Source organism: Natrinema sp. SYSU A 869, assembly GCF_019879105.1.
Classification (GTDB): domain Archaea; phylum Halobacteriota; class Halobacteria; order Halobacteriales; family Natrialbaceae; genus Natrinema.
Map to the genome: position 1 here is coordinate 617786 of NZ_CP082248.1, position 15343 is coordinate 633128.

The 15343-nt window shown below is 53.7% G+C and carries 12 protein-coding genes, 1 tRNA gene and 3 pseudogenes; 9 read left to right on the forward strand and 7 right to left on the reverse strand.

Going from position 1 to position 15343, the window contains the following annotated elements; translation table 11 throughout:
• Nucleotides 1–717: 717 nt before the first annotated feature.
• Nucleotides 718–1494 (reverse strand): PQQ-binding-like beta-propeller repeat protein, encoded by a 777-nt coding sequence (locus K6I40_RS06900; RefSeq protein WP_222913915.1) that lies wholly within the window; start codon nucleotides 1492–1494, stop codon nucleotides 718–720.
• Nucleotides 1495–2504: 1010 nt separating this feature from the next.
• Nucleotides 2505–3278 (reverse strand): annotated as a pseudogene (locus K6I40_RS06905) (DNA-binding protein); the annotation flags it as partial.
• Nucleotides 3279–3689: 411 nt separating this feature from the next.
• On the opposite strand from K6I40_RS06905, the gene K6I40_RS06910 reads away from it, so the two are divergent.
• The 7 genes and pseudogenes from K6I40_RS06910 to K6I40_RS06940 form a co-directional block, all read left to right on the forward strand.
• On the forward strand, nucleotides 3690–4070 hold the full coding sequence (locus K6I40_RS06910; RefSeq protein WP_255681498.1) for a pilin: 381 nt from the start codon (nucleotides 3690–3692) through the stop codon (nucleotides 4068–4070).
• Between the two features lie 168 nt (nucleotides 4071–4238).
• Nucleotides 4239–4952: a hypothetical protein gene (locus K6I40_RS06915; protein ID WP_222913919.1), complete on the forward strand. Its 714-nt coding sequence runs from the start codon at nucleotides 4239–4241 to the stop codon at nucleotides 4950–4952.
• A 66-nt stretch (nucleotides 4953–5018) separates the two neighbouring features.
• A complete protein-coding gene (locus K6I40_RS06920; RefSeq protein WP_222913921.1) occupies nucleotides 5019–5849 on the forward strand; it encodes an IS5 family transposase in 831 nt (276 codons plus the stop codon).
• Nucleotides 5850–5915: 66 nt separating this feature from the next.
• Complete coding sequence (locus tag K6I40_RS06925; protein WP_345779380.1) at nucleotides 5916–6803, forward strand: hypothetical protein; 888 nt, start codon at nucleotides 5916–5918, stop codon at nucleotides 6801–6803.
• Nucleotides 6800–7153 carry a hypothetical protein gene (locus K6I40_RS28195; RefSeq protein WP_255681501.1) on the forward strand — a complete coding sequence of 118 codons (354 nt, stop codon included), beginning with the start codon at nucleotides 6800–6802 and terminating at the stop codon, nucleotides 7151–7153. Before K6I40_RS06925 ends, K6I40_RS28195 begins: the two co-directional genes overlap by 4 nt.
• A 499-nt stretch (nucleotides 7154–7652) precedes the next feature.
• Nucleotides 7653–8860 (forward strand): annotated as a pseudogene (locus K6I40_RS06935) (hypothetical protein).
• Nucleotides 8861–8865: 5 nt separating this feature from the next.
• Nucleotides 8866–9099 (forward strand): annotated as a pseudogene (locus K6I40_RS06940) (conjugation protein); the annotation flags it as partial.
• Between the two features lie 186 nt (nucleotides 9100–9285).
• On the opposite strand, the gene K6I40_RS06945 reads toward K6I40_RS06940, so the two are convergent.
• Together K6I40_RS06945 and K6I40_RS06950 are read right to left on the reverse strand one after the other, a co-directional pair.
• Entirely contained in the window at nucleotides 9286–10431 is a 1146-nt protein-coding gene (locus K6I40_RS06945; RefSeq protein WP_222913923.1) for an ISH3 family transposase, read from the reverse strand.
• 100 nt (nucleotides 10432–10531) lie between these two features.
• Entirely contained in the window at nucleotides 10532–10786 is a 255-nt protein-coding gene (locus tag K6I40_RS06950; RefSeq protein ID WP_222913925.1) for a hypothetical protein, read from the reverse strand.
• Between the two features lie 670 nt (nucleotides 10787–11456).
• Here K6I40_RS06950 and K6I40_RS06955 point away from each other — a divergent pair.
• Nucleotides 11457–11562 (forward strand) — tRNA-Ile (locus K6I40_RS06955).
• A 642-nt stretch (nucleotides 11563–12204) separates the two neighbouring features.
• On the opposite strand, the gene K6I40_RS06960 is transcribed toward K6I40_RS06955, so the two are convergent.
• The 3 genes from K6I40_RS06960 to K6I40_RS28200 all read right to left on the reverse strand — a co-directional run bounded on the left by K6I40_RS06960 (nucleotide 12205) and on the right by K6I40_RS28200 (nucleotide 14290).
• Nucleotides 12205–12654, reverse strand: coding sequence for a PIN domain-containing protein (locus K6I40_RS06960; protein ID WP_222913927.1), 450 nt, complete (start codon nucleotides 12652–12654; stop codon nucleotides 12205–12207).
• On the reverse strand, nucleotides 12651–13043 hold the full coding sequence (locus K6I40_RS06965; RefSeq protein ID WP_222913929.1) for a FaeA/PapI family transcriptional regulator: 393 nt from the start codon (nucleotides 13041–13043) through the stop codon (nucleotides 12651–12653). The genes K6I40_RS06960 and K6I40_RS06965 overlap by 4 nt, the downstream gene beginning before the upstream one ends.
• Nucleotides 13044–13672: 629 nt before the next feature.
• Nucleotides 13673–14290: a hypothetical protein gene (locus tag K6I40_RS28200; RefSeq protein ID WP_255681503.1), complete on the reverse strand. Its 618-nt coding sequence runs from the start codon at nucleotides 14288–14290 to the stop codon at nucleotides 13673–13675.
• A gap of 188 nt (nucleotides 14291–14478) precedes the next feature.
• Here K6I40_RS28200 and K6I40_RS06975 point away from each other — a divergent pair, with 188 nt between their 5' ends.
• On the forward strand, nucleotides 14479–14691 hold the full coding sequence (locus tag K6I40_RS06975) for a helix-turn-helix domain-containing protein (protein WP_222913931.1): 213 nt from the start codon (nucleotides 14479–14481) through the stop codon (nucleotides 14689–14691).
• Nucleotides 14692–15343 lie beyond the last annotated feature (652 nt).

The window sequence follows — 15343 nt, forward strand, 5'->3', positions numbered from 1 at the left end:
CCTAAAATCGCGTGTTGGACGCCACTCAACGCATCTTGCTTTGCGAATCAAGGGTTGTGGCACAGAATTCGAAAGAGTTCTACTCGGATTTTATCCGATTCCTCCAAAGCTCGTTTGTGGGCGCTCTACATCCCAAGACGTGGAATCATTCGCTTCTCAAATTGTTTCAGTGAACCGAAGTCGAAACAGATACCGATCGGATCCAGTTGTTCAGTTTTGCATGAAATAATCTCATCTAAACATTATATAGATAGACCCAATTTATCTCGGAAATAATATGCTACACCAAGTGCGACTCCAATACTTCCAATAATAGACAACTCCAATGAATGTTCTATGACTGATCGGGACTGACCGGGTGAGATACTATACAGGCTCCCATCCGTACTACCAATATACACAGAGTTATTTGTAATTGCTGGTGAAGATTTAACCCGTGGACCTATAGATAATTCGCCCTCTTTTCCCCCACTTTTTTCATTAAGAACATACAAAGCGCCATCTTCACTAGCTACATATACATAATTCTGAGTCACAACAGGAGACGATGTTATGTATAGTCCGGTTTCAAAAGACCATCTTTTCTTTCCCTCACTATTCGACAATGCATAAATTTTGAATCATGACTAGCAGCAAAAACAGTTTCATTTGTTACCGCAGGTGATGCAGTAACCCAGTGACCAGTCTCATATTGCCATATTTGTCTACCTGTATTATCTACAGCATACACATTTCCATCGTTACTACCAAAAAATACCGTATCATCGAGTATCGCTGGATCTGATTCAATAGCACCTTTTGTTTCAAATGTCCATTTTCAGAACCGTCTGATTTAGAAAGGGCGTATAATTTTCCGTCACTCGAACCGACATAAATGGTGTTTTGACCAACTGCAGGTGTCGTTTCCGTAGGCACCTCTTTTTGTGTCCAGATTAAATCTCCATCAGATTTGTTAAAAACATAGAGACCACTTTCCCCGAATGTAATATATATTCGTTTATCTTCCGTTGTTATTGAGGAGGTATCTGTAGTTCCTTTGTTCCAAGGCTGTTTATCCCACTTCACTTCACCAGTCTCTGAATCTAACGCATAGACCTGCCCAGCCTTATTTGCTACAAAAACGGTGTCGTCAATAATAGCTGGAGAAGAGGCTATTGTCTCCCCACTATTGAGTGACCATTTCTCCGTCCCTGTTCTCTTGTTTATAGCATATAATTTACCATCATCGCTGCCTACAAAAACAGTATTATCAGCCACAACAGGAGAACTCCTCACATGGTCATTTGCTTGATAAGTCCAATCTATGCCAATATCTGTTTGCAGATTTAATGAAGAATCTGCATACCCACTATTCCTTGAATTACCTCCGAATTCAGGCCATGCTTTTGCATTATAGCCGGTAGTATTTCCTGAAATAGCTGGAAGAATAAACACACCTGCCGAGACACTACTGGCTGTTCTCAAAAACTCTCGTCGACCCTGTACTCGGACCATAATTGTCTACAAAACAACAGCATTTATATGCCTTCTGATAGAGATTGATAGACTCTAGTAACAACTGAAACGATTTACACGCCGATCGCATAGCCGTTGTGCGATCGGATGTGCATTGACTTTCAGTGGCTACTATAGTTCATATCCTGAGAGCACGTAGTAGAGGCGATGACTACGTGGGAAACAAGCTGTCCGGTGTGGATGAGGAGCAATTCGTCAGAACTGCGCACGGAAACGGATGCGAAGGCAGCTAAACGCCTCATGTGCGCTGTGTTGTATTCTCAGGTAAAATCTCCCGCAAAGACCGAACAGCTACTCGGGTTCCCTGAACAGACGATCTACGACTGGCTCGATGTCGTCGCCGAGCGCGACCTCCCACGTCCCGAGCAATCCACTCGACTTACTGACGAACAGTGGACAGAGCTGACGGCGACGCGGCCAGCGTCGCCGTCTGAAGCTGGTTACGACGACTCCACGTGGACGCCCGCACTCGTGCGTGAGCACACTTCATACAGCTATAGTAGAATTTGGAAGTCTTTGTAGTGGCACCGCCGAAGATTGGCGTGTCTCGTTGTCTCTCGAAGATCTGGTGAGAGGTGTGAGTAGACACTTCTGGAGATTACTATAACTGGTACTGTTTATATTGTATTAACAGCATGAGAGTACAGGTAGTGATTAAAACAGGACCTCCGTTTCATGTGCTTCACTGGAGTTCTGCGTGCGGAGGTGGGGGGTGGGCGCTGTAATTCTTTGGCGCTGTCGCCTTGGGGACACCCGCCAAGGGGTCGTTCGCGCGAAGCGCGAAACGACCCTGCAGGCGTTGCGGTGCGATCGCGGTGCCGACCCCGCCCTTAAGGCGCGGACTACAATCAGATTTGTCTAATCAGGGCTATTATTCAAACTGAATTGCAGAAAACAGCAAAAACGAGAGTATTGCCACTATGCGGGCCGGTTCACCGATCCGTGACTGCGCTGACGAACCCGGTTTCAGTCCCGCCACTGGGTGTCTTCTAGGTCAGCTCGACGCCACACAACGCGGTCGGGTCGTTCCCTGACCGCGACCACTTCTTAAGGGCTTCACTGGCGATCGTCCTGACGTTCTCGAAGCTATCGGCCTTCAACCGGGAAAGGATCGTATCGATCCGCATTCGTCGAGGCTCGCCCTGGTCGTCGAACTTAAGGTCGGTGCCGTTCTTCGCGAGCCACTCCTGAAAGGGAGAGGACTCGGCGACGTGATCGGCCAAGCCATGATGTGCTGCACCCGATCGGCGTAGCTCTCGATCGCGTACTCGGCGGACTCGACGAGCGCTCGTAATTCCTCGCGGTGCTTCCAAGCTCGAAACGACACGTCGCCTTGATCCAGCTCGAGAATCTCGCCAAAGTCGTTGATCGTGCGGTAGATCGTCGCGGGATGCTTCCCAGCTGGTCGGCGAGATCGTCGACGGTCGCACCGCCTCAGTCACAACCGTCTCGGACACGTCGCGAGCGGTCTCGCCCATCTCTCGCAGCGTCGTCATCAACAGGTGGTCCGTCTTCGCCTCGAGGCGCGGTGTTGGATCCTCGTACAGTTCGACCAGCTCGTCTCGAGCGACAGCGTCGAAGTGGTCGTCTGCGGCGTAGACGCTGCTTCCGTCGGGACCAAGCGGGATGTCTTCCCAGTTCAGCGCGTTCAACAGCGTCTCCTTGATCTACTCGGTCACCTCGTGGCGATCGGCCCATGCCCATGCCTCGTTGTCGTTCATCGACTTATTCACCAGAACCTTCTCCTTCGGATGATACGATGGGGACTCATATCGGTAATGGGCTATGGAAATATTTATTTATTCCAACTACTAAATCGATGATGTTAGGTATGGGATCAAATGGAATACTAGGTAACATACTCAATACGATAACTGTAGGCCAGACCGCCGACGCGTGGTTTCTCAGACAGATGACCAGCCCCAATACGTCTGGACTGGCCTACAAAACGGTGACTGGGCTGATAGCCCATTGCGATATCATCCGTCGTGGGAGCAACTCCACGTGGGATGGATTACTCGAATCAGCGACTGAGATCGTTGATCTCGAGACGCTGCTGGGAACACGACGTCCAAATATCCACCATTATGAGTGATAATTCACCTCGTGAGTCATCCGAATCGGTCACCAAATGCCCTCATTCGGTATTCAGTTTCTCGACCCAGACTCGCCGGTTGTTCGGCCAGATTAGGTCAACAATCCAGCCACTGGCAGTGTGGCTCGTGTTTTTGATCGTCATCTCTGGGTCAGTAGCTGCGCAGTCGGAGGTCGGAGATGTCTACTGTGGGACCGGTGTCGAGACTGGAATCGGGATCGTCTTTGGTGCCGTTGCTGGTCTCGGGCTTCCTGCAACCGGATTCTACGTTGGTCGGTCCGGTCTTTCGTACATGCGTGCTGGTGGGAATCCAGAGAAGAAGAACCAGGCCAAGGAGAGGCTCGTGATGTCAGGAATCGGGTTCGGGATCATCGTCCTCGCCCTGATCTCACCAGAACTTATCGACAAGGTCGGCAGTCAGATGGGATTTGGCTTCTCAGACTGTGTGCGGCCGTTCTAATCCACTAAACGGAGCATTTGACTGAAACCAATGACCACGCCACGTGTGATCGTCATCGCCCTTACGCTCCTCGCTGCGAGCGGGGGCATTGTTTGCCTGACTGCAGGAGCCTCTGCAGCTGAGCCAAACTCGAGTACGGTGATTCCCGATGACGGACCTGCATACGGTGTGAACGAGACGCGGTTCCCGCTGCTGTGGTCGGAAGACCTCGAGCAGAGGAACCGCTCGAGTGACGAATTCGAGGCCAACGTGTCCTCCGCTGCGGATTTTTCCACCCGACTTGCTGGCTCAACAGACGCTCCGTTCGAACAACCGATGGGAGACGTCGAGACCTGGAACAGGGGAGATGTGCAGGACTTCTCTCCCGGCGACGAGGAAACGTCGGTTCATCCCGAGAGTGCACAACTCGAGAACGGGCTCTACATCACGGATGCGTATGCGAGCATCGTTGCAGTCCAGCCGTCGACGGTGTTGCATTCGGGGAATAACTCCACCCGATACATCGCTCCAGACGGAGAGATCCTCGCGATTACCGACTATCGAGTCCGTGTTCCGGACGACGATATCAATGGATCAGTCCGCGACCGATGGTCGATTGCCGAGACTGATATCGACACTGTCGAACTACGGGCGGACGGTCGGGTACTCGAATCCGACAATAACCATCGATCCACACTCGAGTACAGTGGGCTATCAGGGACACAGAACCTCTCCGTCGAGGTTGACATCTCTGTTCGCCTCCGTCACGAAATGCGAACGTGCGAGGAGTACAATAGTACTACAGAGTCCTGTGACGGAGAATGGGAGACTGAAACTGAATATCCCACTGAGCAGGTAACAGTAGACGACTCCCGCCAGACAGTCGTTACTCGGCTGTGTTGAATCACTAGACAGCGGCGGAATGGTTCGCTAAATCGAAGGTCTTGAAGCGGGAGACTTCAGTTGTTCATGACCCAAATCTCCCGCTTCATTGGGGCAGTTGTGCCGATTGCTCAAAACGTTACTGGCGATGGAGACGAATCCGCCGCCCCGAAAGGTGGCGGCGGATTCGCCGACTATGCCCTCGTTTCCCTGCATTGTCTGCGGATTTACCTCGATACGTCCTATCGAATGACGATCGATCTGCTGAAGGAAATGCCGCAAATAACAGGGGAGATCGGCCTTGATACGGCCGATCTCCCCGCACCATCTACGCTGTGTAAGGCGTTTGATCGGATCGAGATGAGCGTTTGTCGAGTGTTGCTGTGCCAGTCGGCACAGCTACACGACCTCTCTGAGCACGCTGCGATCGACGCTACGTTCTATGAACGAGATCGTGCAAGCCGTCACTACTGCCACCGAACGAATTATCGTGTTCAGACGCTCAAAGTTACAAAACTCGTCGATACAGCAACGCAAGCTGTGCTTGATCTTCACTGCTCGACGACGTTAGAAGGCAGCGACGCAGATCTCTGTGAGCAGATCGCCCGCCGGAACGCGGGCGATCTGCGGTCTCTAGCCGCTGATAAGGGCTATGACAAGCAACAACTCCGCGAACGACTCCGTGAACTCGACATTCGCCCGCTGATCAAACACCGGATCTTCGCTCCGTACGATCACGCACACAACGCCCGCATTGATGAAGATCGGTACGCTCAGCGGTCAATGGCCGAAACCGTCAACTCAGCCGTCAAGCGCTCGCTCGGCTACGCCGTGCGAGCGCGTAACTGGTATCGAGAGTTCCGTGAAATTTCTCTGATGTGTGTCGTCTACAACATCAAACGTGCCGTCAAACAGTGAAATCCACCGCCTTACAGCGATTCAACAGAGCCCGTTACTCAATTCAACGAGAGTAGCGGAACGCGAGTGACGTTCGAGAGCGACGAGAACCGCACCGGTGTCGTCGTCCATCCGGGTACCACGTGGTCAGCAATCGATATTGACAGTGAGACCCGTCTTCGAGGGAATTGGCGGTTCTACTCCGCCGGAGTCGACGGCTGGCAGACGATGGTGTCTCAGACAGAGACGGACACTACCCGCACGGATTCGTCCGTTCGCCCAGCACAGGTCCACGCCATACCCACGCAGAAACAACCGGATATCTCGAGCGAGACAACGGATAATGCTGAGCCACCGTTGGTTATCGAAGAGACGTGGGGAAGCGAACAGGACGGGCCATCACTCCCGAACAGGACCGATATTGCGACTGCCGATCGCTATGTGAACACGACATCGATCGCTGTCCAATCGCGAACGCTTCCAGTAGCAACCGTCGATGAGGTGACCGTTCACGGCATCGTTCGCGGCCAGTCACGGACAGTCTCGATCGATGATAACGGAACCGTTCGCGAAACGAACCTCGAGTTGACGGTCCTCGAAGCGAACTCGACAGGAGCCCTCGTTCAGGCAACGGTCACGGAGAACGCGACCAGCGAGCCGATTACAACTGGGCGAGTCGAAGTCGGCAATCAGTCGGCCGCTGTGAACGCTAGTGGAATGGCCGTTCTCGAACTCGAGGAGCGGCCGTCCTTGCTCGTTGATGGTCAGTACGTCCCAGCGGAGTGGTGGCGTGCAGACCACCTGTACGGCACAGCAAAGGACCGAGCGAAGGTACCCCCGAAGTATCCTGCCTTCCAGAAACTCATTCAGTTAGTCCTCGTAACGCTCCTCTGGTTCCTGCCGGTCGCGCTAGCCGTTTACGGCTTTGACTACCTGTCTGGAGGCACGTTTCTCGGACTTACAACTCAACAATGACAGAAGACACTCATACGGACGAGAGTCGTATCGCTCGTCGATCAGTCCTCGCTGGCCTCGGCGTGAGTACAGCCGCTCTTGCTGGCTGTACGTCGGAGTCCGATTCCCCGAACAATAGTACAGACGGGAATGGAATTAGTGCCGACGGGAGCGACGTATTCAATTCCGTCAAGATCGTCGAAGAGAGTCTCGAGATCGAAGTAACCGATGATGCTTCGGTCGAGTTCATCAACCTCGTCGATCCGGATGGTGAACTCCACGATCAACAGCGTCTCGAGACTGGCGAAACCAAGACGTCGTTCGAAATTTCGGAGAATCAGATGAGACTCCTGCCGGAGAATATGAGTTAATTGCCCTCGATGGAGACCAACAGCTCGGTACGACAACGATCACGCTCAAGGCAGATTGTACGATCACGGACGTGTTGTGGGCGGCAGAGAACCCCGACATGGACTGGGACAAGAATTCGCCTGTCTGGGATGAGTATGCAGCTGTCGTAATCAAGAATAAAGGAACAATTCCATCGTTGCTCACCGAACTCGAATGGGCAGGGGCACCAGTCGCCCGACTACAGTCCAAGGAATCGCAGTCGTACTACCATGAAACGCGCTTGCCGCCGGGAGAGACTACAGTCTATTCAAACGGCCTGTCTATCGAACCGAAAACGCGCTGAGTTCACTTGCCTGTGGAGAACTCGGTACAGAACCGATGACCGTGACGGCTGTCGTCCAAGTAGGCTCAGATCCTTCCTATACCCAGCAAATCAAGTATGGGGGAGACCAGTCATGTGAACTTTCTATCATAGAAGGGGGGCCAACTGAATCGACATCTAATGGAGATGAGAATTAAATGGCATGGCTGCAAGAGGAGGTTGAGAACGCAATCGAGAACGTCATTGAGGATTTCACCAATGCACTTCTCAATCTTATAAACAATATCTATGAGGCGATTTTAGGGCCGATTGTCGGAGTACCGTCTCCAAAGTCAGATTCAGGATATATGGTGGTTGGGACTCCAGATAATGCGCCATGGGGGAGTCTCTACCAAGACGTATATCTGGCATATATCATGCCGTTAGCAATCATGATGGTAGTTATTGCCTTTGCATTTATTGGCCTCCGTGCGGGCTCAATGAGCGAGTACCGACGAAAACAGCTTCTGCGACGGCTTGGACTCGTATTCATGGGGACCTTCGTTTGGTTTCCACTGGTATCGGTTCCGATGCAATTTATCGACGCAGTCGGAATGACGATGGCCCCAACTGAGGAGATGTCAGCAGGGCTTGGCGGCCTTATCCAATCCTCTCTCGGGGGCACGTTTGCCATTCTCGCGATGGTCGTCATATCGAACTTCTTTTGGTCATCGCGGGATTCATCGTTGCTCTCCGCTGGATCGCCCTTTTCGTATTAACACCAATCATGCCATTACTGGGTGTTCTCTGGGCAATGGAAGTCTGGCCGTTTAGTCCAGCGGCGAACATGGCACGTCAAGCTGCAGGTGTCTACCCGGGATTAGTACTTGCTGGACTTCCACCAGCGATCCTCTTCCGGATTGGATGGGAAGTCGGTGGGCTCGAGTCTTCTGTTGATGGACTCTTCTCGCTGTTTATCGGGTTGATGCTAATCCCTGCAGCGATTATCACGATGGTCATGACGGTCTACTGGAGTAGCCCGGCAATGCGGACCATCGCCCGGACAGGTGTCTCCGCGACGAATCCTGCAGCAGCCAAATCTGGGGCTGCGAAGGCAAAACGTACCTCTGGAAAGGCCGTCCGTGGTGCTCGAAACGTCCATCGTGGATACGCAGACAATCAGATTGGTGCTATAACGAAAAGCGGACAGACGACACTCGAGAGCGGTAACTCGAAAGCGTACAAACTCGGCTCCTCAGCTCGCTCGACGAAGACTCACGCCGGCCGATACAACAACCTGCGGAAGTCGAAGACGGGTCGAATGCGCGATAAAGCCGCCGATGATGCCCGCAAGGCGACACAGAAGACATCGACTCGAGCGAAGCGTGAGTTCAAAAACACGAAAGAGAAGGTATCGCGATGGTGATTTCGATGAGCACAAACACAGCAGACCATGAGTATAACGCGCGAAAGATCCACCAGTCACTGGGTGGCACAACGGCGTTCTTCCGGGGGTACACGATCGGCGAACTCATGCTGTTCCTTGCAGTGGCGTTCGTCACCGTTGTTGCAGCGACGTTCGTCCCGGCGGCACTGACGATTCCGATACTGGGATTCGGGATCATGCTCACGACGCTGCTGTTCTTGCTTCACAAGGTCAAGCCTCAGTCGATCACATCGAGAGGCTCACGATCTCCTCCAGTAGGCACTGAATCTACGTCCGTAATGTCTGGATAGCCTTCGGAACGATGGTGGTGGCAGGATCTGACATCAGTCAGTCGCTGTCGGCGGCGGATCGCCGCCGACGCGACAGTGTAGCCACTCACGAGCGCAGCCCCAATTCAGGGACAGCTACCGGAAGAACCGGTCGTCGGGTGGTTGATTCGCTGGGACAGCTCTGCGCACACCGAGGGCTGTCCAGGCAGCACGAACCACCATCTCACAGAACTCCGTGAACGACCACTCCCAGAGGCGGCGCCCCCCACGGCGGGGCGCCGCCACGTACATCCAGTGGAGGTATCGCCAGACGTTCTGCAGCAACAGACTCACGACAAACAGCAATAACCGAAGCCCAGCGTCCCGTGAACTGGTGAGAGCGAGGCTCTGCTTGGCTAATCGGTAGCTTGATTCGATGCCGAAGCGCTTGCGATAGTGTTCTCGTGCATCCTGTGGTGTGTCAATGAACGGCGCGTCAACGGCGTAGCCGTGACGCGCCACCCCGTGCTCGTCGTATCGTCCTCGCTGGTAGACACAGTCGATGAACACAGGGAATGTTACCCGCCCAGCGAGTTCGTGTTCGATCACGCGACTCCAGCCTCTGCTGAGTTCGTCTTGAATCGTCTCACCCCACTTGACGATTGGCATGATGTAGGCGTAGTTGTGCGCGTACAGCAGTTCGAGACAGGTGCTGTTGTAGAATCCGCGATCAAGGTAGACGGCCTTGACGCGCAGGTCAAGGCCGTCGGGGAGTTCGAGGAACTCATCAAGAGCATCGCTGGTGACTTCGCCAGCGACCAGCTGGCGAACCGCCAGTGTGTATCGCTTGTTACGCACCCGTGCGTAGAGCGTGACGTAGGCGTGAAAGGCAGTGGTTCCTCGTTTCGCCTGCGAGAAATACAGTGACTCCGTCTCGTCCTCGTCACCGTAGTAGGGATCGAGGTGGAGGTCGGCGACGACCTCCACCGGTCGATCTGGAAGCGTCTCAAGAACATCCCGTTGAAGGAGCGTGTTCCCAACCGCTTCAACGGTATCAAGATCGAACTGATCGGTAAGATATCCACGGACGGTATTGGCGTGGGGCGAGTCGTTTGTTTTCTCGCAGACGTGATTGATTGAGGTCCCGCCGGCGCTGGCGCCGGCGAGGACCTCGTACAATTCCTCCGTCGTGACCGCTACATTCTCCCCGAGCTCCAGCGAAAGTTCCTCATCGAGACTGTTGACGACAAAATTAAGCAGGTGCTCTTCTTTTAGCTCGTTGTCTGCTTGGGTTGCTTTCACACCTTCGCCAAGCAGACACTCATCCTAATCCGATGTGATCGACTGAGGATTACACTTGCAAAATGGTGTATCGTCTCCTTCTCGAAGATAATCGAATAATTTAGATGTTTTTTATTTGGCTATCGATGAAATCGCCTGTATGATCCGCATCGGGTTTCGAGTCGTCGATCACAGCCCACGTGACTCGGTCGGCCGAGGCGTTTGCGGTATTCCGGACACTGTGAGAGAGCAACGCGATCGCGTCCCGAGCATCTGAATCCGAATATCGGACGATGTACTCGAGCTCGTCGCCACCGACCACGCCGGGTTCGACGCCGACGCTCGCTCGCTTCTCGAGAATCGGGCGATCGAACACGCGGGGAGAGCGACACTCACGCTTCGAGAGGTCCGAAATCGGGACTATCTCAAGGGACTGACGGCGTTGATTGACAACGTGGCCGGTGGCAGGGTTCGGCTTTCGAAGCGAGATATCGTCGTTTCGGCGGATGCGGCGCGGAGTCTGAGGACGGTTCAGTAGTGGTCAGTGTTTCTCACGCGCGTGGTCTATAGGCCCGTCTATCGATCTGTTCTCAAGGCGGCACATCGGCTGTAATCGGACGTACTCGAGTCGGCGCTATTCGACCTTGAGACCTTGAGAGTTAGATTCGCAAGACGATTCATGATGAGCCAGTCGTGATAGGTCAAACGACTAGAATTATCACTCTCGTGTTGTAACCGTCGCGTGGGATAATACGGTCTTACAACCGGGCCGGTCCTTTCATCGGCCCCGTCCATATTAGTGAATCACCGGCCCCCTGAGCGGGGCTGTCGAAGCTTAGAATATCGGCAGCGGATTCTGGCCAATTAACATACTAGTCCACTGCAATACTCTCATACGGATACAATGCCGTGTCCCACAGCATTATCTTCAGTCAATCAGATGATTGAATTGTCGCCTTTCCAGAAGTGGCAGTGGCTCGCGAAGAACGGAGCCTGGCCTTTCAAATGGAACCAACTATGATATGTTCTACTCTCATCCGATATACGGGCCCTTAGCTCAGCCTGGTTAGAGCGCTCGGCTCATAACACGATCTGACCCGTTAGATCGTGTGAGACACCGAGTGGTCGATGGTTCGAATCCGTCAGGGCCCATCCGCACTGCTCTATTGAAAATGGGAGACAGCGTAGGGATGCAACAATTTTGATGGTTGCTATTTAGCAAAATACTCGTAATTGTAAGTGGAATATTTTCGGTTCAAGATGATCACCACAAGCACCGCCAGATTCGGTGAGAAAGTCGCATCACTTCTCGGCCAGAATGCGGAATTCGTTGGCTCAGAATCTACTGACCCCGCCGCTGTACCGCATTTTCAATAGAGCACTTCGACGAGGTCTGCGGGAAAGAGGGAAATCAATCGGCGGCGTATGAGTGTTGGAGAGAGTTCGGGTTTCACAATCTCTCTCTCTACGCGGTTTCTGAAGATAACCTCGTCAAGACGCTGGCGTCTGCCGGTTCCGCTCCTTAACCGAACACGGATGGTTCGGGAATCAACAGGTCTTCGCTTGTTTTTGAGTTTCCGAGTTTCGTGATACGGACTGAGTCATTTCTGGAGTATATAAACTACGTCAGAGTGAAGGGTCATATAGGTTGGTGAGTTTCCGGGTTTCGAGTAAACTCGGAAGCTCCTCTGAATATGTGGCACGGGGTTTGTATCGTGGTTATTGCTCTATCCAGCAGCCTCAAAGACGGCTTCCAGTAGAACAAGTATTGGTGGAGAACGGCCAGCCCTCACATCACGGCTCGCCAGTATCTTCAGGCACGACGGTGAAACCGAGGGTTCGAAAGTCACCGTCAAAAGCAAAGATGCGATCGATATTACGCTCATCAGCCAGGACACCGGTGAGGTGATCAACGAGAGAAATCTCCTGATCATCGTATCGATCGAACTCTGTTACAGCGGCATCGAAGGCCACCCGGTCCGCGTGGATCACCGTCACGTTCGGCGAGGAACGTATCTGTTGAAGCGCCCTCGAAGCAGTGTCGTGACTATTCCGTAGGAGGAGCGTCGCCAGCTCTCCGAGTACGTGGCTGGTTGTGTAGATCGGTCGATACGCGAGATCGCCGGCGAGGATCGCCTCGCGGACGGCAGTTGCTCGAGCGTGGCGGGCATCGTCCTCATCAAAGATTGCGTACCATGCGCTCGTATCCACAAACACCGGTGTCGTGCCGGGATCGTCGGTCATTCGTTCTTGCCGTCGCTCTTACCCGCGATCGCGTCGGCAAGGTATGCGTCGGTGTTCGCCGACACATCGGTCTCGCCGCTCGAGAACGTCACAGGGTCGGTGAACAATGGATCGGACGGGTCAAACTCATCGACCGGCCCCTCCCGGTCAGCATCGACGATCCACCATACGACCGCTCCGGCGCCGACCTTCCTACGAGCGACGATACCTTCGTCTTGGAGTTTGAGGAGCTTCTGCCGAGCGGCTTCAGACGTCCGCCCAAGCGCCTCACCGACCTCTTTCGCGGTGACGATCGGATCAGGTGATCGTCGCATGACCTCGAGGACCCCCTCAGGGGTGACGGTCTCGACGTACTCTCCGCGGTCATTTCGTTTCCGGTCGGAGCTCATACATCAGTATACGAAACCCGCCAACATAAGCCTATTGCTGCGCAGCTTGTGGATCTGGCTAAACCCGTTATCCCGTGGCAATAGGGATGGAAGGACCCTAAACATCTGACGTACAATAATGTTCCCGCCCTTCGAGGTGTGACATGGCGTCCGACTAACGTCGGAGTTATACACAAATTCCGACATTCAAGCCCACCAATTCCAGCCCAAAAATGAGAGTGGTCAGATCTCTATCCGAGCTATCTCACCCTCGTGGTAGTACTCCGTCATCTCAGGAGGCTTCTGGTCCGAACGGCGACAGCGGATCAATCCGTTGCCGAGTGGCTGGTACGAGTCGAACCGCTTGCTTGTGCCGTCCTCTAAGAGAATCGTGACCATCGTCAGATCTCTGGGATGACCCCTACGCCATGGTACATGTGTCGCTGGTCCCGACATTTCGAGCAAGCGTGCAAGATACCATCGTTATCCCCGAACACGCGAATGTACCGTTCCGAATGATGAGCGCCGCAGTTCTGACAGTAACTACTCATCGTGCACCTCTTCGGGAACACACGTTGCACGCGCTCGAGCGATCTCGAATTTCTCGAGTTCTATCTGCTCGCGTCCGGCGTCGGTCACTCGCCGGCGCATCAGTGATCCCCTCTGAACCGGCAGCCCTCTTTGTGAGTGGCATACTCTTTGCGTTCAGTGAGGATTTCACGGCCACAGTCCCAGCAGCGAACGTAATCCTCGCCAGTGGGATGATCGTACTTGTCGACCTCCGGGAACGGTCCTTCCCACGGGTCGCTTTCGTCCTCGAGAACCTCCGCATCAGTGGCTACCTCACGAACCGACACGCCGCCGTCAGTGGCGGCCTTACGGCCGGTGAGAGTGTCGGCGTCGGCAGTGTCGGACTCGTCATGCTTGGTCGGAACGAACACGCCTAGATCGTCGTCGATCGCGTCCTCGTCGATCCACTCCGGGATCTCCTTGAATCCGACCGCGTAGCGCGCACGATGGACGTGCTTGCACACGTCATTGTCGTCTAGGTTGTACTCCTGATCCGGGCATTCTTCGCCGTTCTTCTTGTGACATGTTCCTTCAACGACGTGAACGTGATATTCGCGTCCGGATTCGGTCGTCACCGAGTAGCGGTTCGAATTGTCCTGAACGGCCGGCAAGTCGCCGAGAACCGTCATGATCTCGGTCAGCGCCTTTGCCTCTCGAGTCTCGATACCTTCAAACGTGTCCGCTTGTTCAGTCATCATGGGTTATCTACTTCAAGACAGCCCAGCTCGCCTGTTGGCGCAGGCGGGCATTCCTTCCATCTTGAATGCCCCTTGGAACCGGGTCTGCCTCCACTTCTTGCTATGTAGCAAGTGACCATAAAACCTTCCATATAGCAAGTACTTGCTTTGTAGCAATTATTAAATAGACGGAGCGGTAAGGTTTTGACATGGAGCAAGAACCGTTGCATATGGTCTACTCCGAGGAGGATTACCTTGAAGCGATTCGAGAGAACGCCCCCGCAACGACGCAAGAGGTGGCCGACACCGTCGGTGTTACTCGACAGGGTGCCGACTACCGTCTCCGCAAGCTCGAGGACAACGGTCTGGTCTCGAGCGAAATGCTCGGGAATACGCTCATCTGGACGGTGAACGACAGGTGAGCTCTGCTGCCGAGTGTCCCACGGGCAGGGAAGGGTTTGACACTAAACGGGGTATGAAAATACACCATGCCAGTGTCCACAACGAGAGTATCGCGGCCTATCCTGCTCAAGAATTCACTTGCAAGTGGTGCGATGAGATATTCTCCCGTGAAGTGAGACCGGAAGACACCCGGAGTTTCTGCTCACAGTCGTGTGCATCGAAGTACAGACACAAGGAGAGAGGGAACAACCTCTACAATGGGGCGGGCGGACCGAAAAAGAGAGCGTTAGAACGCGACAACTACACTTGCCAGCGGTGCGGGGACGAAGTGGAAGACGGCCACCGAAAAAGTCCTAAAAGCGGAGAAGTACATCACATTATCCCGAGAGCCGCCGGTGGGCCGGATGCGTTGCCAAATCTCGTAACGTTGTGTCTCCGGTGCCACAAAGAGGCCCACCGAGACATGGGTGAGATTCACGAATACGCACCAGATGTCCTCAAGGAGTTGCAAGACGTTGTCTGCGAGGGTTAGAGCAACTATTGAGTTGTCTCTGTGAGAACACTTATGGACAAGGGTCAAAATGACTGAGGTAATCAAAACCGAACGAAGATCAGACTACGGAGGTAGGATAGTCCGAGGGCTGGGACCCCTCGAAGTAAGCACGCTCGCGC

What these genes read in the sequence shown, in the direction of transcription:
- K6I40_RS06920 (WP_222913921.1), top strand. Translation starts at nt 5,019, where the DNA reads ATGACCCAAATCTCCCGCTTCATTGGGGCAGTTGTGCCGATTGCTCAA.
- K6I40_RS06960 (WP_222913927.1), bottom strand. Translation starts at nt 12,654, where the DNA reads ATGACCGACGATCCCGGCACGACACCGGTGTTTGTGGATACGAGCGCA.
- K6I40_RS28195 (WP_255681501.1), top strand. Translation starts at nt 6,800, where the DNA reads ATGACAGAAGACACTCATACGGACGAGAGTCGTATCGCTCGTCGATCA.
- K6I40_RS28200 (WP_255681503.1), bottom strand. Translation starts at nt 14,290, where the DNA reads ATGATGACTGAACAAGCGGACACGTTTGAAGGTATCGAGACTCGAGAG.
- K6I40_RS06900 (WP_222913915.1), bottom strand. Translation starts at nt 1,494, where the DNA reads ATGGTCCGAGTACAGGGTCGACGAGAGTTTTTGAGAACAGCCAGTAGT.
- K6I40_RS06965 (WP_222913929.1), bottom strand. Translation starts at nt 13,043, where the DNA reads ATGAGCTCCGACCGGAAACGAAATGACCGCGGAGAGTACGTCGAGACC.
- K6I40_RS06975 (WP_222913931.1), top strand. Translation starts at nt 14,479, where the DNA reads ATGGAGCAAGAACCGTTGCATATGGTCTACTCCGAGGAGGATTACCTT.